This is a genomic window from Agromyces sp. H17E-10 (genome assembly GCF_022919715.1).
Lineage (GTDB): Bacteria > Actinomycetota > Actinomycetes > Actinomycetales > Microbacteriaceae > Agromyces.
Genome location: NZ_CP095042.1, coordinates 2108595 through 2130948 on the forward strand (window position 1 = coordinate 2108595; position 22354 = coordinate 2130948).

The 22354-nt window shown below is 72.3% G+C and carries 23 protein-coding genes; 8 read left to right on the plus strand and 15 right to left on the minus strand.

The features are described 5' to 3' along the window. Positions 1 to 2: 2 nt before the first annotated feature. The 11 genes from fdxA to MUN74_RS09590 all read right to left on the minus strand — a co-directional run bounded on the left by fdxA (position 3) and on the right by MUN74_RS09590 (position 11103). Positions 3 to 353, minus strand: coding sequence for a ferredoxin (gene fdxA, locus MUN74_RS09540; protein ID WP_244856251.1), 351 nt, complete (start codon positions 351 to 353; stop codon positions 3 to 5). Further along, positions 350 to 1783, minus strand: a complete 1434-nt coding sequence (locus MUN74_RS09545) for an FAD-dependent oxidoreductase (RefSeq protein ID WP_244856252.1) — start codon at positions 1781 to 1783, stop codon at positions 350 to 352. Before MUN74_RS09545 ends, fdxA begins: the two co-directional genes overlap by 4 nt. Then, positions 1780 to 2595 (minus strand): uroporphyrinogen-III C-methyltransferase, encoded by an 816-nt coding sequence (gene cobA / locus MUN74_RS09550; protein ID WP_370647372.1) that lies wholly within the window; start codon positions 2593 to 2595, stop codon positions 1780 to 1782. The genes MUN74_RS09545 and cobA overlap by 4 nt, the downstream gene beginning before the upstream one ends. Beyond that, the gene (locus MUN74_RS09555) at positions 2592 to 3503 is read right to left on the minus strand and encodes an ABC transporter permease (RefSeq protein WP_244856409.1); all 912 of its coding nucleotides are present in this window, start codon (positions 3501 to 3503) and stop codon (positions 2592 to 2594) included. The genes cobA and MUN74_RS09555 overlap by 4 nt, the downstream gene beginning before the upstream one ends. A gap of 172 nt (positions 3504 to 3675) precedes the next feature. Continuing rightward, positions 3676 to 4422, minus strand: a complete 747-nt coding sequence (locus tag MUN74_RS09560) for an ABC transporter ATP-binding protein (RefSeq protein WP_244856254.1) — start codon at positions 4420 to 4422, stop codon at positions 3676 to 3678. 4 nt (positions 4423 to 4426) lie between these two features. After that, positions 4427 to 5470 carry an ABC transporter substrate-binding protein gene (locus MUN74_RS09565; RefSeq protein ID WP_244856256.1) on the minus strand — a complete coding sequence of 348 codons (1044 nt, stop codon included), beginning with the start codon at positions 5468 to 5470 and terminating at the stop codon, positions 4427 to 4429. A 121-nt stretch (positions 5471 to 5591) separates the two neighbouring features. Further along, entirely contained in the window at positions 5592 to 6926 is a 1335-nt protein-coding gene (locus MUN74_RS09570) for a sulfate adenylyltransferase subunit 1 (protein ID WP_244856257.1), read from the minus strand. Next, on the minus strand, positions 6926 to 7927 hold the full coding sequence (gene cysD, locus MUN74_RS09575; RefSeq protein WP_244856259.1) for a sulfate adenylyltransferase subunit CysD: 1002 nt from the start codon (positions 7925 to 7927) through the stop codon (positions 6926 to 6928). The genes MUN74_RS09570 and cysD overlap by 1 nt, the downstream gene beginning before the upstream one ends. After that, positions 7924 to 8745, minus strand: a complete 822-nt coding sequence (locus tag MUN74_RS09580; RefSeq protein WP_244856260.1) for a phosphoadenylyl-sulfate reductase — start codon at positions 8743 to 8745, stop codon at positions 7924 to 7926. Before MUN74_RS09580 ends, cysD begins: the two co-directional genes overlap by 4 nt. Then, positions 8742 to 10505: a nitrite/sulfite reductase gene (locus MUN74_RS09585; RefSeq protein ID WP_244856261.1), complete on the minus strand. Its 1764-nt coding sequence runs from the start codon at positions 10503 to 10505 to the stop codon at positions 8742 to 8744. The genes MUN74_RS09580 and MUN74_RS09585 overlap by 4 nt, the downstream gene beginning before the upstream one ends. A gap of 220 nt (positions 10506 to 10725) precedes the next feature. Then, the gene (locus MUN74_RS09590; protein WP_244856262.1) at positions 10726 to 11103 is read right to left on the minus strand and encodes a hypothetical protein; all 378 of its coding nucleotides are present in this window, start codon (positions 11101 to 11103) and stop codon (positions 10726 to 10728) included. 207 nt (positions 11104 to 11310) lie between these two features. On the opposite strand from MUN74_RS09590, the gene MUN74_RS09595 reads away from it, so the two are divergent. The 5 genes from MUN74_RS09595 (at position 11311) to MUN74_RS09615 (ending at position 15429) form a co-directional block, all read left to right on the plus strand. Continuing rightward, positions 11311 to 12942 carry a radical SAM protein gene (locus MUN74_RS09595; RefSeq protein WP_244856270.1) on the plus strand — a complete coding sequence of 544 codons (1632 nt, stop codon included), beginning with the start codon at positions 11311 to 11313 and terminating at the stop codon, positions 12940 to 12942. Positions 12943 to 12952: 10 nt separating this feature from the next. Continuing rightward, positions 12953 to 13333, plus strand: a complete 381-nt coding sequence (locus MUN74_RS09600) for a hypothetical protein (RefSeq protein ID WP_244856272.1) — start codon at positions 12953 to 12955, stop codon at positions 13331 to 13333. A gap of 3 nt (positions 13334 to 13336) precedes the next feature. Further along, positions 13337 to 14242, plus strand: coding sequence for a prolipoprotein diacylglyceryl transferase (locus tag MUN74_RS09605; protein WP_244856273.1), 906 nt, complete (start codon positions 13337 to 13339; stop codon positions 14240 to 14242). Then, complete coding sequence (locus MUN74_RS09610; RefSeq protein WP_244856525.1) at positions 14226 to 14816, plus strand: hypothetical protein; 591 nt, start codon at positions 14226 to 14228, stop codon at positions 14814 to 14816. Before MUN74_RS09605 ends, MUN74_RS09610 begins: the two co-directional genes overlap by 17 nt. Before the next feature lie 85 nt (positions 14817 to 14901). Then, entirely contained in the window at positions 14902 to 15429 is a 528-nt protein-coding gene (locus MUN74_RS09615; protein ID WP_244856275.1) for a PIN domain-containing protein, read from the plus strand. Positions 15430 to 15437: 8 nt separating this feature from the next. Here the strand turns inward: MUN74_RS09615 and MUN74_RS09620 are convergent, their stop codons facing one another. Continuing rightward, positions 15438 to 16178 carry a sirohydrochlorin chelatase gene (locus MUN74_RS09620; protein ID WP_244856276.1) on the minus strand — a complete coding sequence of 247 codons (741 nt, stop codon included), beginning with the start codon at positions 16176 to 16178 and terminating at the stop codon, positions 15438 to 15440. Positions 16179 to 16396: 218 nt separating this feature from the next. Here MUN74_RS09620 and MUN74_RS09625 point away from each other — a divergent pair, with 218 nt between their 5' ends. Genes MUN74_RS09625 through MUN74_RS09635 form a run of 3 tightly spaced genes read left to right on the plus strand, consistent with a single transcriptional unit; the run spans position 16397 to position 19330 of the window. Next, positions 16397 to 18025 carry a glycosyltransferase family 39 protein gene (locus MUN74_RS09625; protein WP_244856278.1) on the plus strand — a complete coding sequence of 543 codons (1629 nt, stop codon included), beginning with the start codon at positions 16397 to 16399 and terminating at the stop codon, positions 18023 to 18025. Continuing rightward, positions 18022 to 18822 carry a polyprenol monophosphomannose synthase gene (locus MUN74_RS09630; RefSeq protein ID WP_244851851.1) on the plus strand — a complete coding sequence of 267 codons (801 nt, stop codon included), beginning with the start codon at positions 18022 to 18024 and terminating at the stop codon, positions 18820 to 18822. The genes MUN74_RS09625 and MUN74_RS09630 overlap by 4 nt, the downstream gene beginning before the upstream one ends. Next, complete coding sequence (locus MUN74_RS09635) at positions 18815 to 19330, plus strand: GtrA family protein (protein WP_244851852.1); 516 nt, start codon at positions 18815 to 18817, stop codon at positions 19328 to 19330. The genes MUN74_RS09630 and MUN74_RS09635 overlap by 8 nt, the downstream gene beginning before the upstream one ends. Here the strand turns inward: MUN74_RS09635 and MUN74_RS09640 are convergent. The 3 genes from MUN74_RS09640 to MUN74_RS09650 are packed head-to-tail and all read right to left on the minus strand — an operon-like array spanning position 19302 to position 22312. Next, positions 19302 to 20699 (minus strand): HAMP domain-containing sensor histidine kinase, encoded by a 1398-nt coding sequence (locus MUN74_RS09640; protein WP_244851853.1) that lies wholly within the window; start codon positions 20697 to 20699, stop codon positions 19302 to 19304. The genes MUN74_RS09635 and MUN74_RS09640 overlap by 29 nt on opposite strands. Further along, positions 20696 to 21373, minus strand: a complete 678-nt coding sequence (locus MUN74_RS09645; protein ID WP_244851854.1) for a response regulator transcription factor — start codon at positions 21371 to 21373, stop codon at positions 20696 to 20698. The genes MUN74_RS09640 and MUN74_RS09645 overlap by 4 nt, the downstream gene beginning before the upstream one ends. A 9-nt stretch (positions 21374 to 21382) precedes the next feature. Beyond that, on the minus strand, positions 21383 to 22312 hold the full coding sequence (locus tag MUN74_RS09650) for a COG4705 family protein (RefSeq protein WP_244851855.1): 930 nt from the start codon (positions 22310 to 22312) through the stop codon (positions 21383 to 21385). Positions 22313 to 22354: the final 42 nt, after the last annotated feature.

Genomic DNA, 22354 nt, shown 5'->3' on the forward strand with positions numbered 1-22354 from the left:
CCCTACTCGCCCTGCGGCGCGAGCGCGGCGACGAGCGGGTGGTCGAACGCGAGCGCGCCCGTCTTCGCGGCACCGCCCGGCGAGCCGAGCGGTGCACCGCCGGGTGCGCCGGCCGGGCTGATCTCGAAGAACTCGACGTTGGCCTTGTAGTAGTCGGCCCACTCGTCGGGCAGGTCGTCCTCGTAGTAGATCGCCTCGACGGGGCACACCGGTTCGCACGCACCGCAGTCGACGCACTCGTCGGGGTGGATGTAGAGGGATCGCTCGCCCTCGTAGATGCAGTCGACGGGGCACTCGTCGATGCAGGCCTTGTCCTTGACGTCGACGCACGGCAGTGCGATGACGTAGGTCACGACAGTGCCAGAACGTCGTCGCGCGAGATCGACACCTGCTCCTCGCGGGGCACGACCTTGACGCGTTCGCGCACGACGCCCGCGTAGTGCGCCGGCGCCTCGAACGCCTCGCCGAGCTCCCGCTCGTGCGCGTCGAGCGCGAGCCAGCCCTGCCAGCTGGTGTGCTCGACGCCGCGGGCGTCGAGCAGCTCGAGGATCTCGGCGCCCTCGGCCGCGTCGACGACTGGGGATGCGAGCACACCGGCCGCGGCATCCGCGACGAGGTTGGTGATCGTCTCGAGCGCGTCGCCCTTGGTGTGGCCGATGAGGCCGACCGGGCCGCGCTTGATCCAGCCGGTCGCGTAGACGCCCGTGATCGGCGACCCCGAGGCATCCACGACCCGCCCGCCCTCGTTGGGGATGACGGCGGCGCGCTCGTCGAACGGCACGTCGCGGATCGGCGAGCTCGCGTAGCCGACGGCACGGTAGACCGCCTGCACGGGGTACTCGACGAACTCGCCCGTGCCCTCGACCGAACCGTCGCCGACCGGACGGGTGCGCTCGAAGCGGATCGCCTCGACCTTGCCGTCGCCCGTGATCTCGGCGGGGGAGTGCAGGAAGTGCAGGTGCAGGCGCCGCTGGGCGGTGCCTGTGCCGGTCGAGCCGGGCGACGTGCGCCAGCCGTTCAGCGTGCGGGTCATGACCTTGACCTGGTTGTTCGACGCGTGCAGCGCCTCGGCGTGCGCGTCGCCCTCGGCGCGCTCGAAGTCGTCGTCGTAGACCACGATGTCGACGTCGGGCACCTCGCCGAGCTCGCGCAGCTCGATCGGGGTGAACTTCACGTGGCCCGGTCCGCGGCGTCCGAACACGTGCACGTCGGTGACGGGGGATGCCTCGAGGCCGGCGAGCACGTTGGCCGGAATGTCGGTCGAGAGGATGTCCTTCGGGTGCTTCGCGAGCACCCGCGCGACGTCGAGCGCCACGTTCCCGTTGCCGACGACCGCGATCGACTGCGCCTCGAGCGGCCAGCTGCGCGGCACGTCGGGGTGCCCGTCGTACCAGGCGACGAAGTCGGCAGCGCCGTACGAGCCGGGCAGGTCGATGCCGGGGATGTCGAGCGGGGCGTCGCGCAGCGCGCCGGTCGCGAAGATGACCGCGTCGTAGCGCTCCTGCAGCTCGCCGACCTCGACGTCGCGGCCCACCTCGACGTTGCCGATGAGGCGGATGTCACCCGCGTCGAGCATCTCGTGCAGCGAGTTGACGATGCCCTTGATGCGGGGGTGGTCGGGCGCGACGCCGTAGCGGATCAGGCCGTAGGGCGCGGGCAGCGACTCGAACAGGTCGATCGCGACCTCGCCGCCCTGCTCGGCGACCTGGCGGCGGAGGATGTTGCCGGCGTAGATGCCGGCGGGGCCGGCGCCCACGATCGCGACGCGGAGGGAGAGGGTCATTGCTGCGGGGCCTTTCGGGTTGAGCTGGGGGAGAGTCGTGCGGGTTGAGGAGCGAGTGCAGCGAGCGTCTCGAAACCCTCGGCGTACGGGCTCAGCGTCACGACGTCGCCCACCACGACGACCGCGGGCGACCGCACGCCTCGGCGGGCCGCCTGCAGGGCGATCGAGTCGAGCGTGCCGATCGTGACGCGCTGGTGCTCGCCGTACCCATCTTCGACGATCGCGACTGGGCATTCGCCCCCGCGCTCGCCGCGGGCGAGGGTGATCGCCGAGTTCGCGAGGGTGCCGATGCCCATGAGCAGCACGACGGTGTGGTCGCGGCCGCCGCCGAGCGCCTGGATCTGGTCGTGTCCGGTGACGACGGTGAACGTCGTCGCGAGCCCGCGGTGCGTGAGCGGGATGCCCGCGATCGCCGGGACGGAGATCGCGCTCGTGATGCCGGGCACGACCTCGACGGCGACGCCGTGCTCGCGGCAGTGGGCGAGCTCCTCGCCGCCGCGGCCGAAGATGAACGGGTCGCCGCCCTTCAGCCGGACGACGCGCTTGCCGGCACGCGCGAGGGTGACGAGCAGGGCGTTGATCGCATCCTGCGGCACCGCGTGGTGGCCGGGCAGCTTGCCGACGTCGACGACCTCTGCGGTGAGCTCGACGCCCTCGGCGGCGAGGCCGTCGAGCACCCCGCGCGCACCGAGCCGGTCGGCGACGATGACGTCGGCCCGTTCGAGGGCGCGCAGGCCGCGAATGGTCAGCAGGCCTGCGTCACCCGGGCCGGCGCCGACGAGGGTGACCTGGCCGTGGATCGTCTCGCTCATCGTGAACCTCCCTGGAGCAGGCCCCGGCGGCGCAGCAGCGCGCGCTCGATCGGGGCGAAGACGCACAGTTCGACGAGGATGCCGACGAACAGGATGACGAGGATCGCGACGAACACCGCCGAGAGGTCGGCGAGCTGGCGGCCCTGGTCGAGCAGCGCACCGAGCCCGAACCCGATCGAACCGCCGGTCGCGATGATCTCGGCGGCCATGAGCGAGCGCCACGAGAACGCCCAACCCTGCTTGAGCCCGCCGACGTAGCCGGGCAGCGCCGCGGGCAGCACGACGAGAGTCGCGAGCTGCGCCCGGTTCGCACCGAGCACGCGGCCGACCCGGCGGAGCTGCGGCGGGACCTGGTTCACGCCCGAGATGAGACCGTTGATGATCGACGGCACGGCCCCCATCAGGATGACGAAGTAGACGGTCGCGTCGGAGAGCCCGAACCAGATGATCGCGGCCGGCACCCAGGCCACCGACGGCAGCACCTGGAGTCCCGAGATGAACGGGCCGAGCGCGCGGCGCAGCCAGTCGACCTCGGCGAGCAGCAGGCCGATCGGGGTGCCGATGACGACGGCGATGAGGAATCCGATCACGCCGCGTTCGAGGCTCGTCACGACGGCGAGCTGCAGTCGGCCGGTCTCCCAGGCGGCGCCGATCGCGGTGAACACGTCGACCGGGCCGGGATAGAGGTCGGGGCGAGGGCTCGCGACGACGGTGTAGACCTGCCAGACGACGAGGAGCACCGCGACGAGGATGACGGGCGGCAGCACACTCGACGCGAATCGGCGCCAGCGCGACTCGCGGCGGGTCTCGTCCGTCTGCAGCCGGTCGAGGCCGGCGGCCAGCTCGCGCAGCTCGGCCTCGTCATGGGCGGGGGATGCCGCGCGCTCGACGAGTTCGGGGAACGGCATGGACCCCGCGGGGAGGTCGGCGGAACCCTCCGCCGGTTGAGGAGCGCCCGACGAAGTCGGACGCGTCTCGAAACCGGGTGCGACGGTCTCTGAACCAGTGGTCTCGGGCGTCGGGGTTTCGAGACGCTCGCTGCGCTCGCTCCTCAACCCGCTCGGGACGATGGTGTCTGCTTCATGCGGCATTGCGGGCGATCTCCTTCCGCAGGCGCTCGGTGATCTCGATCGAGACCGCCGAGACCTCGGGGCTCTCGATCCGGCGCGGGCCCGAGGCATCCAACCGCCATTCGCCGGCCACGCGGCCGGGCCGGCTCGAGAGCAGCACGACGCGCTCGCCGAGGCGGGCGGCTTCGCGCACGTTGTGGGTGACGAACACGATCGTGCGACCGGTTTCGCGCCACACCCGCTCGAGCTCCTCGTGCAGCAGGTCGCGGGTGATCGCGTCGAGCGCGGCGAACGGCTCGTCCATGAGCAGCACCTTCCGGTCCTGCGCGAGCGCCCGGGCGAGGGCGACGCGCTGGCGCATGCCCCCCGAGAGCTCGTGGGGCCGCTTCTCGGCGGCATCGGCGAGGTTGACGACGTCGAGCAGTTCGAGCGCCTTCGAGCGGCGCTCGCCGCGGGGCACCCCGCGCAGCTTGAGCGCGAGCTCGACGTTGTGGCGTGCGCTCAGCCACGGCATGAGCGCCGACTCCTGGAACATGACGGCCGCGCCGTCGGCGGGCACCTCGATGGTGCCCGTCGACGGACGGTCGAGACCGGCGATGAGGTTGAGCAGGGTCGACTTGCCGCACCCCGAGGCGCCGAGCAGGCAGACGAACTCGCCCTCCGCGACGTGCAGCGTCACGTCGTCGAGCACGAGCGGGGCGCGCTCGCCGAAGCGCTTGCCGAGCCCGTCGATGCGGATGATCGTCTGCCTGCTCATGCGCTCACTCCGTGCCGAGGCCGGCGGCCGAGACCGGCTCCTCGCCGCGCGCTTCGAGCACGCGGTTCAGGATCGCGAGGTCGAACAGCCCGTCGATCGAGCCGTCCTTCGCGGTGCCGGCGGCGACGCCGTTCGCGAGGACCTCTTCGAAGGTGTCGGCGACGGGGTCGACCGTGAACCGCACGTGCTCGAGCGAACGGGCGAGCACCTCGTCGCCGAGCGGCTTGCCGGTGTCGGCCTCGAGCTGGGCGTTGATGTCGTCGGCAGCCTGCTCGGGCTCGTCCTCGATGAACTGCACGGCATCGGCGTGGCCCTCGACGAGCGCTTCGACGGTCGTCGGGTGCTCGGCGAGGAACTGCTTCGAGACGAGCAGCACCGTGGTCGGGAAGTCGCCGTCGTCCCACAGGTCGGCCTCGTCGACGAGCACGTGCGCGCCGCCGTCGATGATGAGCCGCGAGACCCACGGCTCCGGCAGCCAGGCACCGTCGAGGTCGCCCTGCTGGAAGAGCGTGAGCGTCTGCGAGTTCTCGGTCGGCGTGATATGCACGTCGCCACCGCCCTGGGTGTCGGTCGTGTAGCCCTCGTCGGCGAGCCAGGTGCGCAGCGCGACGTCCTGCGTGTTGCCGAGCTGGGGGCTCGCGAGCGTCGTGCCCTTCAGGTCGGCGGGGTCGTCGATGCCGTCGGCGACGACGAGCGCGGCATCGCCCGAGGCGACGCCCGACACGACGACGGCCGATTCGCCGCCGCTCTTGACGAACGTGTTGATCGCCGGGTTCGGGCCGATGTACGCAGCGTCGATCGCGCCGGCCGAGAGCGCCTCCACGGCGGCGGGGCCGGCGTTGAAGACCTCGGTCGAGAGCTTCGTGTCGCCGAGCGCATCCTGCAGCAGGCCCTCCTGCAGGCCGACGAGGGCCGGCGCGTGGGTCACGTTCGCGAAGTAGCCGAGGCGCAGCTCCTCGGCGGGGGTGCCGCCGAGGGCTTCCTCCGACTCTGCCGGCGGGGCGCCCGCGGCCGATGAGGCGCAACCGGTCATCATGACCGCGGCCAATCCAAGAACGGTGAGAGAAAGAGTGGTGCGGGTCTTCACGGTGTCGCCTCCTTAGTGGTTCGTGCAGATGGGTGATGCGATGGCCCCGATGGGGGCCGGGAGCGCCCGGGTGGGCGCCCCGTCAGGCGGCCGCCGCTCGTGCCGGGCTGTGGGTGCCGGCGGCGAGCGTCGCTCCGTCCTGCGGGTGGATCACGAGGAACGCGCCGCTGCGACGGTGCACGGCGTAGTCCTCGAAGGGCAGTTCCGCCGAGAGGCGGAGGGTCACACGGCCGATGTCGTTGGCCTCGAGCTGCTCGGCCGCTTCGGTGGCGAGCGTGTCGAGGTTGCGCCGGCCCTCGACCGAGGCGACGAGCGCCTGCACGGTCGAGGTGCCGAACTTCACGAGCACTCGGGTACCGGGGGCGAGCGGGCGTGCGTCGAGCTGGAACAGCTCGGCGGCGATCTCGCGGCGGCCCTCGGGCAGCGTGCCCGACGCGGCGATCACGGCACCGCGTGCGGCGTCGATCTCGTGGGCGAGCCGGAGTGCGACCGACTGGGGTGCGTGCGCCTCGTCGAGTTCGCCGCCGGCGGTGTCGATGCCGACGACGGTGGTGACGGCCCCGCCGGGGAACACGGCGACCTCGTCGCCCACCCGCACGGTGCCGCTCGACACCTGGCCGGCGAACGCACGGTAGTCGCGGAAGCGGTCGGCGGCGTCGGGCTGCGCCGCGACGGCGGGTGCGAGCGCGCCCTGCGGCCGGAGCACGAGCTGCACGTCGAGGCGGAACGCCTCGAGCGAGCTCTCGATCTCGTCGACCGTCGGCAGCGTCTCGAGGAGTTCGAGGAGCGCGGGGCCGTCGTACCAGGGCGTGTTCGGCGAACGATCGACGACGTTGTCGCCCTCGAGCGCCGACACCGGGATCACGTGCACGCCGGGCAGGCCGAGCTCGCGCGTGACCTCGAGCACCTCGGCGGCGACGGTCGCGTAGGCCTCGGCGTCGTAGCCCTGCAGGTCGATCTTGTTCACTGCGACGATCACGTTCGGCACGCGCAGCAGCTGCACCACCGAAAGATGGCGGCGGGTCTGCTCGAGCACCCCCTTGCGGGCGTCGATCAGCAGCACCACCACGTCGGCCGTCGTCGCACCCGTGACCATGTTGCGGGTGTACTGCACGTGCCCGGGGCAGTCGGCGAGGATGAACGAGCGGCGACCGGTCGAGAAGTAGCGGTAGGCGACGTCGATCGTGATGCCCTGCTCGCGCTCGGCGCGGAGTCCGTCGGTCAGCAGGGCGAAGTCGAAGCCGCCGGCGTCGCCGCCGAAGCCGCGCTCGCGGCTCGTGCGGGCGACCTGCTCGAACTGGTCGGCGAGGATCGCCTTCGAGTCGTGCAGGAGCCGGCCGACGAGGGTCGACTTGCCGTCGTCGACCGAGCCGGCCGTCGCGAAGCGCAGCAGCGTGCTGTTCGTGACCTCGCCCATCAGAAGTACCCGTCCTTCTTGCGGTCTTCCATGGCCGCCTCGGAGATGCGATCGTCGGCGCGGGTCGCCCCGCGCTCGGTGAGCGTCGACTCGGCGACCTCTCGCACGACGGCCGCGACATCCACGGCATCGGATTCGACGGCGCCCGTGCAGCTCATGTCGCCGACCGTGCGGTACCGCACCGTGCGGAGCTCGACCGGCTCGTCGGGGCGCGGCGGCGAGACCTCGCCCACCGCGCGCCACATGCCGTCGCGGCGGAACACCTCGCGCTCGTGCGCGAAGTACAGCGGCGGCAGCTCGATGCCCTCGCGTTCGATGTACGACCACACGTCGAGCTCGGTCCAGTTCGAGATCGGGAACGCCCGCACGTGCTGGCCGGGCGTGTGCCGACCGTTGTAGAGGTTCCAGAGCTCGGGGCGCTGGTTGCGCGGATCCCACTGGCCGAACTCGTCGCGCAGCGAGATGATGCGCTCCTTGGCGCGCGCCTTGTCCTCGTCGCGGCGGGCGCCGCCGAACACGGCGTCGTGCTTACCCGCGGCGATCGCGTCGAGCAGGGGCTGCGTCTGCAGCGGGTTGCGGGTGCCGTCGGCGCGCTCCTGGAGGCGGCCGTCGTCGAGGTAGTCCTGCACGCGTGCGACCTCGAGGCGGAGGCCGAGCCGCTCGACCGTGCGGTCGCGGAACTCGATGACCTCGGGGAAGTTGTGGCCCGTGTCGACGTGCAGCACCGGGAACGGGACGCGGCCCGGCCAGAACGCCTTCGTCGCGAGATGGAGCACGACGACCGAGTCCTTGCCGCCGGAGAACAGCAGCACGGGACGTTCGAACTCGGCGACCACCTCGCGGATGATGTGGATCGCCTCGGCCTCGAGCAGGTCGAGGGTGGTCAACGCCGGTTGAGGAGCCGACGAAGGAGGCGTCTCGAAACCCGGGCGTGCGGCGTCGGGGTTTCGAGACGGTCGCTGCGCTCCCTCCTCAACCCGCTGGAGTGATTCGATGCTCATAGGTGCAACCCGCATTCCGTCTTGTCGAGGCCGGCCCAGCGGCCGGACCGGGGGTCTTCGCCCGCGGCGACGGGCTTCGTGCATGGCTCGCAGCCGATCGAGGGGTAGCCCTCGGTGAGCAGCGGGTTCACGGTCACCCCGAACGCGCCGGCGTAGTCGATGAGGTCGTCGAAGCTCCACGCGGCGAGCGGGTTGACCTTGACGAGGCCGTTGCGCTCGTCCCACGTGACGAGCGGCGTGTTCGTGCGGGTCGGCGCCTCGTCGCGGCGCACGCCCGTGAACCAGAGCTCGTAGCCCGTGAGCGCCTTCTGCAACGGGGCGACCTTGCGCATCGCGCAGCACGAGCCGGGGTCGCGGGCGAAGAGGTCCTTGCCGTACTTCGCGTCCTGTTCGGCGACGGTGAGCTCGGGCAGCACGTCGACGATGCGCACGTCGAGCGACGCGGCGACGCGGTCGCGCGTCTCGTGGGTCTTCGCGAAGTGGTAGCCCGTCTCGAGGAAGAGCACGTCGACCCCCGGCAGCGACTGCGCGACCACATGGGGCAGCACGGCGTCGGCCATCGAGCAGGCGACGGCCGTGGCATCCACGTCGAAATTGCGTGCCACCCAGGCGACGACCTCGTAGGCGGATGCCTCGTCGGCGGCGAGACTCCGGAGCTCGGCGTCACCCGCCTCGGCGAGGGCGCGGAGGACCTCCGGTGGTCGAGTAGCGCCCGACGAAGGAGGACGCGTATCGAGACCAGGCGCGCGGGTCTCGATACGCTCGCTTGCGCTCGCTACTCGACCACCGGTGGTCGACCCCAGGTTGCGCGCGCTCATCGCAGCTCCTCCTCGTCGACGCGGTGCGCCCACTCGGCGAAGGTCTCGTCGGTCGAGGCATCCCGCTGCTCGATGAACCGCACGACGACCTTCTCGACGTAGTCGGCGAGCCCGTCGGCGGTCACCTTGAGGCCGCGCACGGTGCGGCCGGTGCCGGCCTCCTCGCGCGTCGTCGAGGCGAGGCCGCCGCCGAGGTGCACCTGGAAGCCGGGCGTCTGGCCGCCGTCGCCGTCGGGCAGCAGCTGGCCCTTGAGGCCGATGTCGGCGGTCTGGATGCGGGCGCATGAGTTGGGGCAGCCGTTGACGTGCAGGCTGATGGGGTGCGGCAGGTCGATGCCGGCGAGGCGCTCCTCGAGGGCGAGCACGGCGTCGGTCGCGGTCTGCTTCGTCTCGACGATCGCGAGCTTGCAGAACTCGATGCCCGTGCACGCGATGGTGCCGCGGCGGATGAGGCTCGGCCGCGCCTGCAGCCCGAGCTCGTCGAGCCCCGCGACGACCCGCTCGACGTCGCGCTCCTCGATGTCGAGTAGAACGATCTTCTGGTGCGGCGTCGTGCGGAGCCGGCCGGAGCCGACCTCGTCGAGCAGGTCGGCGAGGCGGGTGAGCACGGTGCCCGAGATGCGCCCGACGAACGGGGTCGCACCGATGTAGAAGCGGCCGTCGTGCTGCCGGTGCACGCCGACGTGGTCGCCCTGGGTGAGGGGCTTGGGGGCCGCGGGCCCGTCGGGCAGCGGGGTCTCGAGGTACTCGGTCTCGAGCACCTGGCGGAACTTCTCGGCTCCCCAGTCGGCGACGAGGTACTTGAGGCGGGCGCGGTTGCGCAGGCGTCGGTAGCCGTAGTCGCGGAAGATCGAGGTGACCCCGAGCCACACCTCGGCGACCCGGTCGGGCGTGACGAAGGCGCCGAGCCGCACCGCGAGGTGCGCGTTGGTCGAGAGGCCGCCGCCGACCCAGAGGTCGTAGCCGATGCCGAGCTCGGGGTGCTCCACGGCGACGAAGGCCACGTCGTTGATCTCGTGCACGACGTCCTGGCTGGGGTGGCCGGTGATCGCCGACTTGAACTTGCGGGGCAGGTTCGCGAGCTCGGGGTCGCCGATGTAGCGCTCCTGGATCTCGAAGATCTGCGGTGTCGGGTCGATCAGCTCGTCGGCCGCGATGCCCGCCACGGGCGAGCCGAGGATGACGCGCGGCACGTCGCCGCAGGCCTCGGTCGTCGAGAGCCCGACGTTCTCGAGGCGGCGCCAGATCTCGGGCACGTCCTCGACGCGGATCCAGTGCAGCTGGATGTTCTGCCGGTCGGTGAGGTCGGCGGTGTCGCGGGCGAACTCGGTCGAGATCTCGCCGATGACGCGCAGCTGCCCGGTCGTGAGCTGGCCGCCGTCGATGCGCACGCGCAGCATGAAGAACTCGTCCTCGAGCTCGTGCGGCTCGAGGGTCGCGGTCTTGCCGCCGTCGATGCCGGGCTTGCGCTGCGTGTAGAGCCCCCACCAGCGGAAGCGCCCGTGCAGGTCGGTGCCGTCGATCGACGAGAAGCCGCCCTTGGCGTAGATCGTCTCGATGCGCTCGCGCACGGCGAGGCCGCCGTCCTCCTGCTTCCACTGCTCGTTGGCGTTGAGGGGTTCGGTGCCGTCGACCTTCCACTGGCCGTTGGGACGGTTGGCGCCCGGGCGGGCGGGTCGGCCCTCGGCTCGGGCGGGGCGCGCGGGCCGCTCGGGCCGGCTGTCGGCGCGGTCCGGGCGCACCGTTTCGCTGAGCGTCACGGGGGCCTCCATGGGGTCGGTTCGACGACGGGATGCTCCGCCGATGTGCCGACGCTAGGCGAGGCATCCTCGGGCGGCACGTTCGTGACGGCGGCCCCTGTCACGTTGCGTCACGGCTCGACGCACGGCGCCGTATTGCGTCACACGCTTGACATGCGAGAGACCCCGTCGGTCGAGTAGCGCCCGACGAAGGAGGGCGCGTATCGAGACCACGACACCGTCACTTCTGCCCGAACCACCGCCACAGCACCGGCGCGGTCGAGACGAGCACGATGGCGAACAGCGTCTGGTTCACGACCCCGAACAGCGGGATGCCGTTGCTCGCGAAGACCGTCCAGTTCACGGCGATGTCGGCGAGGATCACGACGAGCGCGAGCACGATGCCGGCACGGCGCCGCAACGCGAGCAGCACGACCGTGATCGGGTCGAGCAGCGTGAGCGACATCCAGAACACCCGCACCCCGAGCGGGAACCCGGCGTAGGCCTCGGCACCGCCGACGACCAGGTCGACGACGTGCGTCGTCGTGCCGACCACGAAGCCCGCGATCCAGACGACGAGGATCACGATGCGGAGTGCGTCGGACTGCTTCCGGGCCACGAGCCCAGCCTACGGAGGGGACCCGCCCGCCCAGACAAAGGCCCGGTCGGCCCAGTTACAGGACAATACGGTCACCACCCCGGCATGCGGGTGTGCCGGTCGCCTGATCCTGTAAGTTCGGCGGCGATCACCGCGCGATGCGCGCCTCGAGGCACGACGCCCGCGCGGTACTCCCGCCCGAGGCATCCCGGCCGATATCGTGAGCGCATGCCGACCACCGCTGGTACCGGGATGCCGCTGCGCGACTATCGCGTGCATCGCTACGTCAACGCGTTCTGCCCGCGGTGTCACGAGGAGGATCCCGAGCGGCCGCTCGCCGACGTCGCCCGGCTCTCGGGGTGGCTCGCGATCCGCGACGACCGCGTGTGGCTCGAGCGCGGCTGCCCGACGCACGGGCTCGTGAGCACGATGTACGACGAGTCGCCCGAGATCCTCAGCTACCTCGAGCAGTGGACCGCCCCGACGAAGGTGCACACGCCCGACCTGACGGGCAACTTCAAGCCCGTGCCGTCGGCCTACGAAGACGGCCTGCCCGAGATGCAGACGCAGCACACGTGCATCCTGCTCGAGGACCTGACCGACCACTGCAACCTGCGCTGCCCGACGTGCTTCGCCGAGTCGGGGCCTGCGGCGACCGCGGTCGCGCCCCTTGCCGAGGTGCTCGCCTCGGTCGACGCGAAGCTCGCGCGCGAGAACGACCGCATCGACGTGCTCATGCTCTCGGGCGGCGAGCCGACGCTGTACCCGTGGCTCGAGCAGCTGCTCGACCACCTCGTCGCGCGACCGGTCGTGCGCATCCTGCTCAACTCCAACGGCCTGCGCATCGCGCAGGACGACGCGCTCGTCGAGACGCTCAAGAAGCATCGCGAGCGGGTCGAGGTGTACCTGCAGTTCGACGGCGAGAGCGCCCAGGCGTCGGCGTACCACCGCGGCGCCGACATCCGCCGGTTCAAGGACCGCGCGCTCGAGCGACTGTCGGAGGCGGGCGTCTTCACGACCCTCACGATGACGGCGGCGCTCGGGGTGAACGACGGCGAGATCGGTGCCGTGATCCGCCGCGCGATGACGACGCCGTACGTCGGCGGCGTGACGATCCAGCCCGTGTTCGGGTCGGGCCGTTCGGCCGGTATCGACCCGAACGACCGGCTCACGCACACCGGCGTGCTCGCCCGCCTCGAGTCGCAGACCGACGGTGAGGTCACCTGGCGCGACCTCACCGCGCTGCCGTGCAGCCACCCGCACTGCTGCTCGGTCGGCTACCTGCTGAAAGACGACTCGGGCGAATGGAACTCGCTCACCAAGCTCGTCGGGCACGACCGGCTGAAGGAGTTCCTCGACCTCAACCCCGACCTCATCGCGAACCGCATCGCCGACAGCAACATCAACCAGGCGCTGAAGGACAGCGTCAAGCAGTCGTTGCTCGACCTGCTCAGCGAGCAGTCGTCGCTTTCGCACCCGTCGATCGGCTCGCTGTGGAAGGACATCTGCACGGGCTGCGACCTCGGCATCGGCACGCTCACCCAGCTCGCTGCGTCGGCACTCCCGGGCCAGCACAAGCGGCTGCGCCGGTTCCTCGGCGAACGCGTGAAGCGCATCACCGTGAAGCCGTTCATGGACATCAACACGATGATCGAGGAGCGGCTCACCCAGTGCTGCGTGCACGTCGCGACCGTCAACGAGAAGACCTCCGCGCACCAGTGCGCGCCGTTCTGCGCGGTGCAGGCGTGGGCGCCGCTCGGACGGACCCGCATCTCGACCGCGACCGGTTCGGCCGCGGCATCCGCATCGGGTGACGGCGCGGCCGACGGGCGTCAGCAGCTGCCGGTGACGGTGGCGTGAGGGGGATCGCATGGGCGACGCGGCGGCCGGCGGCGGGTTCGAGACGGGGGATGCCACGGGCTCGAGCCCGTTCGCGGGCCTGAACCGCTTCGACGAGACGGTCGGCGCGCCGCCCGCACCTGCGCCCTACGACCCGCTGCGCCTGTGCGTCTTCACGACGATCGCGCTCATCACGTGCGTGCTCGGGCCGATCTCGCTCGCCGTGTTCGCGGGCATCGCGATCTCCGGGTACGCGAAGGCCCGCCGGGCCGGCCTCCTGCGCTCGAAGTGCAAGCTCGGCGACACGCGCAACGTGCTCGCCTACCTCATCGTGCTCGAGGTGCTCGCGATCGTGGCCGTGCCGTTCTGGGTGATGCTCTGGGCGACCGCGCTCGCCGGGATCGGGAGCTGAGCGATGTACCCGACGCTGCCCGACGTCATCGGCTGGGGTCCGCCGATCGACACGCACTCGTTGTTCGTCTCGCTCGCGATGCTCGCCGCAGGCCTCGTCTTCGTCGTCGAGTCGCGCCGCCGCGGCCAGACCGACGCGCGCGTTGCAGCCCTCGTGCTCGGCGCGCTCGCCGGAGCCGCGATCTTCTCGCGGCTCGGCACCTGGATGCGGCACCTCGACCCCTCGCAGAACCTCGACCTCGTGACGCAGCTCACGCAGGGCAACGCCTCGGTGCTGAGCGCGCTCGTCGGCGCGTGGCTCGGCGTGCACATCGCGAAGCGACTCGTGAAGTACCCGCTGCGCACGGGCGACCTGTTCGCGCCGGCGGTCGCGCTCGCCATGGCGATCGGGCGATTCGGATGCCTCTTCACCGAGCTGCCCGGAACCCCGACCGGTGCCGACTGGGGCATCGTGCTCGACGAGGCCGCCGCCGCACGGGTGGGCGGGCCGGCCGGGGTGCCGCTGCACCCGAGCTTCGTGTACGAGATCGTGTTCCAGGCGGTCGCGTTCTGCCTGTTGTGGTTCTGGCTGCGGCACAAGCCCATCGCCGCCGGCGAGACGCTCACGATCTACATCGCCGCGTACGCGATCTTCCGGTTCTTCATCGAGTTCGTGCGCGGCAACGAGGTCGCCTGGATGGGGCTCACCCGACCGCAGCTGTTCCTCGCCGTCACGATTCCGCTGCTGCTCGCCCGCCTCGCCTGGAAGGCCTGGCGCGGCGGGTTCGCGGATCGGGCGGCGGGCGACGAGGCCGCCGCTGCTCCCACTGCGACGGCCGCCACCGCGCTCTCCGCACCGACTGCCGTTGCCGTTCCCACCGCTGCTCCCGAATCGACCGAGAGGACGACCGCGCATGGCTCCAGAACCTGACGACCCCACGCCCGATCCCACGCCCGACGACGCGGAGCCGGGTCAGCCGACGCCGGTCGAGCCCGGGGCCGCCGAGCCGACACCTGTCGAGCTGCCGCCGGGGGAGCCGGCACCCGCCGCTGACTCGGCGCCCCCGCCGGTCGAGCCCGGTGCGCCGGCCGGTCTGCCCGCGTACGGCCCGCCCCCACCGCTCGCGAAGCCCGGCTGGGCGGCGGAGCCTCCGGCGTACGGCGAGTCGACCGGAGCCCAGCCGCCGCCCTACGGCACGCCGGGGGCGGGCGAGGCGCAGAAGCAGGGGCTCGGCATGGGCGCCGGCATCGGCGTCGGCGTGGGCATCGGCTGCGGGGCCCATGTGATCGCGATCGTGCTCATGCTCGCGACGCTGATGTTCGGGTCGAGCATCGCCGGTCCGACCGTGTTCGGCATCATCTGGCCGTTCGTGCTCGTGGCGCTCGTCGCGATCGTCATGCTCTTCTTCAAGAAGACGCGCGGCATCGCGATCGGCATGCTCATCGTCGGCGCCGCCGCGTGGATCGTGGTGCTCGGCCCGTGCCTCGGCATGGCGTACGCCTGAACAGGGGCCGACCGCGCGCCGCCGGTGTAGCGTGCGGCTACGCCCTACCGATCCGCCCTGCCGACGACGCCTGAGACGAGACGACATGCACCCGAACGAACCCATCGCGCCCGACCTCGCGACGGAACAGCGCCGCCCAGCGGTGCGGCGTCTCCCAGTGGCCGCCACCGCGATGATCGCAGCCACCGCGCTCGGCGCGCTGCTGTCCGGCTGCACCGTGGCCGCGCAGAACACGGCCGTGGCGGCACCCGAGACCACGCCGGCCGTCGCCGACGCAGAGTTGCCGCCCGAGGCGGATGCAGCGAATCTCTGCGGCCAGGCGAGCGCGCTCGAGGGCATCCGATACCGATCCGAATGGGAGCACGGACAGGGCGCGATCGACGATGCGGCGCTCGCGTCACGGGTTGCGGCACTCCACGACGCGTGGACGTATCTCGTCGCGGGAGACACCGACGTGACCCCGGCCGTGAAGTACGTGCAGCGGGTCGTCGCCGAGGGCGGGCTCGCTGCCTCCGCGGGCGAGTACCAGACCGCGATGAGCAAGCTCGCAGAAGCGTGCGACTCCAGCGGCTCGATGATCGTCATCAGCGCCTTGCCGGGGCAGGGCGGCTGACCGGGTCGCTACCGGTCCGGGAGGCTCGCGGAGACCGCCGAGTCGTAGCGGTCGAGCACGATGTCGACGAGCTCGGCGGGCGGAGCCCCGTCGGGCACGAGCAGCGGGCGCGTGACGACGTCGGCGCCGGCGCCCTCGGCGAGATCCTGGAAGTACCCCGGCGCGAGCAGGTAGCTCGCGACGACGACCCGCGCGCCCGGAGCATCCGCCCGCGCCTGTGAGACCGCATCGGGCAGCAGGGGCGAGGCCGCCGACAGGAACCCGAGGCGGATGTCGCGCCCCGTCGCGGAGGCGAGTCGGGCGCGCATGTCGTGGCAGTCGCGCACGGCCCGTTCGTCGCTCGACCCGGCGACCGACAGCACGATCACGTCGTCGTCGCGCCATCCGGATTCGGCGAGGTGTCGTGCGAGCACGGTCGCGAGCCGGTCGTCGGGTCCGAGGGCGCCGGCCAGCACGACCGTCCGGTCGCCGGTCGCCGCGACCGCCTCGGTGAGGTCGACGTGCACGTGGTAGCCGGCCGAGAGCAGCAGCGGCACGACGACCGCGGGCTCGCCCGGCGGGAGCGACGCGAGCGTCGCCGGCACGTCGGGCTGTTCGACGTCGACATGTCCGAGGCTGGCCGAGGTCGAGGCACCCGGATGCCTCGTGCCGAGGGCTGCGGCGACCGCCTCGTGCAGCGCGCGCACCGCCCGCCGTCCCTCGGGCGACGAGGTGCCGTGCGAGATGCCGACGAGTGCTGGGGCGGTCATCGCCCCATGGTCGCAGACGCGCGGCGGCATGCGGTCTTCCGGGGTCACATTCGGCCATCCGGAGTGCGGGCCGGCGAGCCCGTCGACGAGTGTGACGGACGACAACGACCCTTGCAGCGGTGGCGGCACGAGCCGCGCGACGGCACCATGTGAGAACTCTCAGGCGGAGGGCGCTCGCCGCACAGGATCGGCCGGGGTGGGCGCGGCACGCTCGCAGCATGACGGCGATCGAACTGCGAGGCGATGCGGTCGACGAGCGATCGGCTCCACCGACCCCGCCCGCGAGCCGTCAGGGCCGTGTCCCCAAGCGCGGCCCGGGTCGCGTCGCCCGCCCCGGCTTCGGCCTCGGCGGGCGCGCGGCCCTCGTCGGCGCCGTCGCCGGGGTGATCGGGTACCTCGGCGCCGGTGTTCCTTCGTACTGGGGAGACGAGGCGGCGAGCGTGCTGTCGGCGCAGCGGCCGTGGTCGAGCCTCGCGCTCGAGCTCTCGCAGGTCGACGCGGTGCACGGCGCCTACTACGCGCTGCTGCACCTCTGGATCGACGCGTTCGGGGCGGGCGAGTGGTCGACCCGCGCGCTCAGCTCGATCGCGACCGGGCTCATGGCGGCGGGCGTCGTCGTGCTCGGCACCCGGTGGTTCGACGCACGCGTCGGGGTCGCCGCGGGACTCATCGTCGCCGTGCTGCCGCGCGTCACGGGCCTCGCGATCGAGGCGCGCAGCTACGCCCTCGCCGCCGCGGCCGCGGTCTGGCTCACCGTGCTGTTCACCGGGTTGCAGCGCAGGCGCGTCGTGTCGCGTCGCGCCTGGATCGGGTACGGCATCGCCGTCGCGGCCTGCGGCGCGCTCTTCTTCTACCTGCTGCTCATGCCGTTGGTGCACGCCGTCGCGCTCGTCGCAGCGCACCGCAGGCCGCCCGCCCAGCTCGTGCGGCGGTGGCTCATCGGCCTCGTCGTCGGCGCGATGCTCGTGCTGCCGCTCGTGCTGCTCGATGCGTCGCAGCGCGAGCAGGTCGCCTTCCTCGCGCACCGGCATCAGCCGACCGCCGCGAACGTGCTCGGCGGGCAGTGGTTCGGCGGACCGCTCGTCGCGGTGCCGATGCAGCTGCTCGTCGTCGCGGCGGTCGTCGGCGCCGTCGTCGCACCTCGAGCGCTCCGGGCACGGGCACTGCGTGCGCTCGCCCCCGCGCTCACGTGGCTCGTGTGGCCGACGGCCGCCCTGCTCGTCGTCAGCGTCGCGGTGGCGCCGAGCTACAACCCGCGGTACCTCGTCTTCTCGGCGCCGGCGGCGGCGATCGTCGCCGCGGTCGGGCTCGCGACGATCGCCGACCGGGCCGCGTCGTGGCTCGCTCGGAGGCGTGGCCCACGTGCGACGTCGCCCCGCCTCGTCGCGGCCGGCCTGGTGCTGCTCGCACTCGCCGCCCTGCCGGGCTACCTGCACCAGCGCACGCCGTACGCCAAGGACGGCGGCGCCGACTTCCGCCAGACGGCCGCGGTGCTCGGGCACGAGGCATCCCCGGGCGAAGCCGTGCTGTTCGGCGCGTCGGGCCGGCCGTCGCGCGCGCCGCGCCTGGCGGCCGGGCTCTACCCGGCCGAGTTCCAGGGGCTCGAGACCCCGCAGCTCGACGTGCCGCACACCGCACGCGCCGCGATCTGGGACGAGCTCGACCCCGTCGCCGCGACCGCACCCGGCCTCGACGAACCGATCGTCTGGCTCATCGAACGCCCGTCGGCGCACCACGTCGCCGACGACCTCGCCGCACTCGCCTCGGCGGGCTACCGCGTGACCGACCACCAGCCGATCCACCGACTGGCGGTCTACCGCCTCGAGAAGGGAACCGCCGCACCATGAGCCGTCGCACCGTCGTGATCCTGCCGACCTACAACGAGATCGACTCGCTGCCGGGCGTCGTCGCGCGCCTGCGCGCCGCGGTGCCCGAGGCCGACGTGCTCGTCGTCGACGACGGCTCGCCCGACGGCACGGGCGAGCTGGCCGAGGGGCTCGCCCGCCTCGACCCGGCGATCGGCGTGCTGCACCGACCGGGCAAGGGCGGGCTCGGTCCCGCCTACCTGGCGGCCTTCGCACGGGCGCTCGCCGCCGGCTACGACGTGATCGTGCAGAGCGACGCTGACGGCTCGCACCGACCCGAGGACCTGCCGCGGCTGCTCGCCGCGATCGACGGGGGAGCCGACGTCGCGATCGGATCGCGGTGGGTGGCGGGCGGCGCGGTGCGCGACTGGCCGTGGCATCGCGCCCTGCTCTCGCGAGCGGGCAGCTCGTACGCGGGGTTCTGGCTGGGGATGCCGCAGCGCGACATCACCGGCGGATTCCGGGCGTTCCGGGCCGAGGGGCTCGCACGTCTCGGGTTCGAGCAGGCGGCGAGCCGCGGGTACTGCTTCCAGATCGAGATGCTCGACCGGGCGGTGCGCAGCGGATGCCTCGTCGCCGAGGTCCCCATCACGTTCGACGAACGCCGGCACGGCGTCTCCAAGATGTCAGGACGCATCGTCGTCGAGGCGTTCGCGCAGGTCACCCGGTGGGGGCTCGAGCGCCTCGTCGCGCGCGGACCCGGCAACGACGGTCGCGCTCCGGCTTCGCGCGGCCGCCGTGGCCGCGCCCCGGTCGAGTCGGGGCCTGCGCATGTCTGAGCAGGAGGGACCGGTGGCCGTCGCAGCCGAGGCGGTCGCGCCGCCGTTCGAGTCGCTGCGCACGCTGGGCGGCCAGCTCGTACGGTTCGCCGTCGTCGGCGGACTCGGCTTCGCGGTCGATGTCGCCCTGTTCAACCTGCTGCGGGCGTACCCGATCGCCGGCGTGCACGGCTGGCCCGTGATCGCCAAGACGATCTCGCTCATCGCGGCGATCACCGTGAACTGGCTGGGCAACCGGTGGTGGACCTTCCGCGAGTCGCGCCGGCGCGACACGGGCCGCGAGGCGCTCGAGTTCTTCATCGCGAGCATCGCCGGCAGCGTCGTCTCGCTCGTCTGCCTCGGCGTCTCGCACTACCTGCTGCACTTCACGTCGGCGTTCGCCGACAACCTGTCGGCCAACGTGATCGGGCTCCTGCTCGGCTCGGCCGTGCGGTTCGCGGCCTATCGCTGGTGGGTGTTCGGCGAGCGACGCGCGGGGGTCACGACGTCGTCGGCAGCGAAACGGTGACGGTCACGCCCGAGCCCGGGCGGTCGTCGAGTCGTACGGTGCCGCCGGCGAGCTCCACGAGTCGTGCGACGATCGCCAGGCCCAGCCCGCCGCCCGGGTAGGTCGACGCGGGTCCGCGGACGAATCGTTCGAACGCCCGCCCGGCGACCTCGGGATGCAGGCCGCCCGCGTCGTCGTCGACCTGCAGCACGAGCGCGCCCGCCGCCTGCGAGAGCGACGCACGCACCCGAACGGGCCGGTCACCGGCCGCGCCGAGGGAGTTGTCGACGAGGTTGTCGAAGACCCGGGCGAAGTCGTCGCCCGAGAGGGCCACCTGTTCGTCGGGGTCGTCGATCGTCACCGCGAAGTCGAGATCGACGGCGGATGCCTCGTCGCGATCGGCCACGCGCAGCCGGGTGCGGTCGACCGAGTCGGCGAGCACTGCCGCGATCTCGCCCGCCGAGGCGTGCCCCGACGTCGACTGCGCCTCGACGCGCGACAGGTCGAGCAGCGACCGGGCGACGGCGGTGAGCCGGGCGAGGCTCGTGCGCGCGGCGGCGAGGTCGCGTCGCGCCCCCTCGGGGTCGACGGCCGGGTCGGGAAGGAGTTCGAGCTGGCCCTGCAGCAGGCTGAGCGGCGTGCGCAGCTCGTGGCTCGCGTCGGAGATGACCTGCCGTTCGCGCTCGGCGGCCCGCTGCGAGCGGTCGAGCAGCTCGTTGAGCGTGCCGGCGAGCTGGTCGATCTCGTCGTGCGCGGGGCCCTCGGGGAGCCGTTCGGCACCGTCTTCGACGGCGAGCTCCTCGGCGCTGCGGCGCAGCCGGCCGACGGGGCGGAGCGCCGCGCTCGCGATGAGCCACGACGCGGCGGCGAACAGTGCCGCGAACACCGCGAAGCTGCCGACCATGAGCGCGGCGACCCCTTCGAGCACCCGCTCGGAGGACTCGTCGTTGCGGGCGGTCGAGATCCGCCAGACGCCGTCGGCGAGCTCGAGCTCCGTCGTGTAGACGACGTAGGTCGTGCCGTCGGCGTCGACGCGGTCGAGCCGTGCCGCATCGGGTCGGCCGCTCGGCGTCGGCGCGTCGATCCCGTCGAGCTGATCGAGCGGCTGCGTCAGTCCGGCCGGCATCGTGTCGAGCCGAACGCGGCCCGAGGCATCCACGATCTCGACGTGCTGGCCGACACCGGGCGCCTCCAGCGGTTCGGCCGGGTCCTCTTGCAGGACGGCCCGGTACACCTCGGCGATGTTCTTCAGCACCCGGCGCTCGCCGTCGTCGACGACCCGCACGACCTGCGAGTAGACGACGATCGCCGCGGCGGTCAGCAGCAGCACGGCGACGATCGTCGAGCCGAGCGTGATGCGCGCGCGGATCGACAGTCGCGACGGCCTCATCGCGCGCCCGTCTCGAGGCGGAACCCGATGCCCCGCTCGGTCTCGATGCGCACCGCCGACGCGGCGCCCGCGAGCTTGCGGCGCACGTAGCCGACGTACTGGTCGACGATGTTCGAGCCGTACTGCGTCGACCCCCACACCTGCTCGAGCAGGTCGCCCCGCGGCACCGTCGTGCCGGCCCGCTCGGCCAGCAGCCGCAGCAGGTCGAACTCGCGGCGGCTGAGCGCGAGCTCGGCGCCGCGCACGGTCGCCGTGTAGTGATTGGCGACGAGCACGAGATCTCCCGCCTCGACCCGGATGGCTCCGAGGTGCTCGCGGCGTCGCAGCGCCCGCAGCCTGGCCGCGAGTTCGGCGAACTCGAACGGCTTGACGAGGTAGTCGTCGGCGCCGGCGTCGAGCCCGCGCACCCGGTCGTCGACCGCGTCCCGCGCCGTGAGCAGCAGGATGCCGAGTCCGTCGGCGTTCGCCCGCAGGCGGCGGCACAGCTCGAACCCGCTCATGCCGGGCATCGTCACGTCGATGACGGCGAGATCGAACCGGGTCTCGCCCGCCAGGGCGAGCGCCGCGATACCGTCGGCGGCGATCTGCGCGTGGTACCCCTCGTCGCGCAGTCCGCGGGCGACGAGCTCGGCCAGCGCGATCTCGTCGTCGACGACGAGCACACGGGTCTCCACAGCTGGAGTCTATGCCGCTTCGGGCGCGGGTCCGCCGGGTGCGCCGGCCGCGCCGGTCGCTCCCGAAGCCGAGTCGGACGCCGCGTCCGACGTAGCGCCCGAGGCCGCGTCGGCGCGCTTCGACTCGCGTACGGCCGCGCGCCGCTCGCTGCCGATCCGCACGGTGGCGAGCCCGACGAGGGCGACGATGACGATCAGGAAGGCGAGGCTCGTCGCGGTCGTGCCGAGCCCGAGCCCGCCGTCTGCGCGCGGCTGCGAGAGCAGGTCGCCGAGCGACGCGCCGAGCGGCCGCGTCAGCACGTAGGCGATCCAGAAGCAGACCACCGAGCTCGCGCCCACCAGGCGCCAGGCGACGGCGACGGCGGCGATGAGGAGCGCGAACAGCAGGCTCGACCAGAGGTAGCCGAGCCCGAGCGTCTCGCCGACGAGATCGCCGGCCGCGGTGCCGAGCGCGAAGGTGAACAGCACCGCGACCCAGTAGAAGGCCTCCCGCCGGCGGGTGAAGATCGTGTGGATCGACAGCGTGCGCTCGCGGGCGAACCAGACGCCGAAGGTGATGCCGAGCAGCACGCCGAACATCGCGGTGCTGACCCAGAGGCTGACGCCGAGCCCATCGGTGAGGTTGTCGGTGACGAGCGTGCCGACGATGCTGATCAGCACGACGACCGTCCAGAAGGCCGCCGGCAGGTAACGGCGCGTCGAGAACTGCACGACGAGCGCGACGGCGAGCAGCACCGACATGACCAGCGTCGTGACCGGAAGCCCGAGCCCGAGCGCATCGCCCAGGTAGTCGGCTGCGGTCTCGCCCGTCGTGGTCGAGAGCACCTTGATGATCCAGAAGACGAGGGTGACCTCGGGCACCCGGTTCCAGAGCACCATGCGGGCGTGTTCGGCGGCCGGGCCGTCCAGCGCCCGGCTCACCGGGAAGGGGTTCGACATGGGCACCACCGTGCCCGGTGCGCCTGACCGTCGGCCCGATTC

Excerpts from the sequence above, each read along its gene's own strand:
- MUN74_RS09625 (WP_244856278.1), top strand. The coding sequence starts at position 16,397 with ATGACGGCGATCGAACTGCGAGGCGATGCGGTCGACGAGCGATCGGCT.
- MUN74_RS09555 (WP_244856409.1), bottom strand. The coding sequence starts at position 3,503 with ATGCCGTTCCCCGAACTCGTCGAGCGCGCGGCATCCCCCGCCCATGAC.
- MUN74_RS09600 (WP_244856272.1), top strand. The coding sequence starts at position 12,953 with ATGGGCGACGCGGCGGCCGGCGGCGGGTTCGAGACGGGGGATGCCACG.
- MUN74_RS09610 (WP_244856525.1), top strand. The coding sequence starts at position 14,226 with ATGGCTCCAGAACCTGACGACCCCACGCCCGATCCCACGCCCGACGAC.
- MUN74_RS09580 (WP_244856260.1), bottom strand. The coding sequence starts at position 8,745 with ATGAGCGCGCGCAACCTGGGGTCGACCACCGGTGGTCGAGTAGCGAGC.
- MUN74_RS09595 (WP_244856270.1), top strand. The coding sequence starts at position 11,311 with ATGCCGACCACCGCTGGTACCGGGATGCCGCTGCGCGACTATCGCGTG.
- MUN74_RS09630 (WP_244851851.1), top strand. The coding sequence starts at position 18,022 with ATGAGCCGTCGCACCGTCGTGATCCTGCCGACCTACAACGAGATCGAC.
- MUN74_RS09545 (WP_244856252.1), bottom strand. The coding sequence starts at position 1,783 with ATGACCCTCTCCCTCCGCGTCGCGATCGTGGGCGCCGGCCCCGCCGGC.
- cysD (WP_244856259.1), bottom strand. The coding sequence starts at position 7,927 with ATGAGCATCGAATCACTCCAGCGGGTTGAGGAGGGAGCGCAGCGACCG.
- MUN74_RS09635 (WP_244851852.1), top strand. The coding sequence starts at position 18,815 with ATGTCTGAGCAGGAGGGACCGGTGGCCGTCGCAGCCGAGGCGGTCGCG.
- cobA (WP_370647372.1), bottom strand. The coding sequence starts at position 2,595 with ATGAGCGAGACGATCCACGGCCAGGTCACCCTCGTCGGCGCCGGCCCG.
- MUN74_RS09640 (WP_244851853.1), bottom strand. The coding sequence starts at position 20,699 with ATGAGGCCGTCGCGACTGTCGATCCGCGCGCGCATCACGCTCGGCTCG.
- MUN74_RS09650 (WP_244851855.1), bottom strand. The coding sequence starts at position 22,312 with ATGTCGAACCCCTTCCCGGTGAGCCGGGCGCTGGACGGCCCGGCCGCC.
- MUN74_RS09605 (WP_244856273.1), top strand. The coding sequence starts at position 13,337 with ATGTACCCGACGCTGCCCGACGTCATCGGCTGGGGTCCGCCGATCGAC.
- MUN74_RS09560 (WP_244856254.1), bottom strand. The coding sequence starts at position 4,422 with ATGAGCAGGCAGACGATCATCCGCATCGACGGGCTCGGCAAGCGCTTC.
- MUN74_RS09570 (WP_244856257.1), bottom strand. The coding sequence starts at position 6,926 with ATGGGCGAGGTCACGAACAGCACGCTGCTGCGCTTCGCGACGGCCGGC.
- MUN74_RS09615 (WP_244856275.1), top strand. The coding sequence starts at position 14,902 with ATGCACCCGAACGAACCCATCGCGCCCGACCTCGCGACGGAACAGCGC.
- MUN74_RS09620 (WP_244856276.1), bottom strand. The coding sequence starts at position 16,178 with ATGACCGCCCCAGCACTCGTCGGCATCTCGCACGGCACCTCGTCGCCC.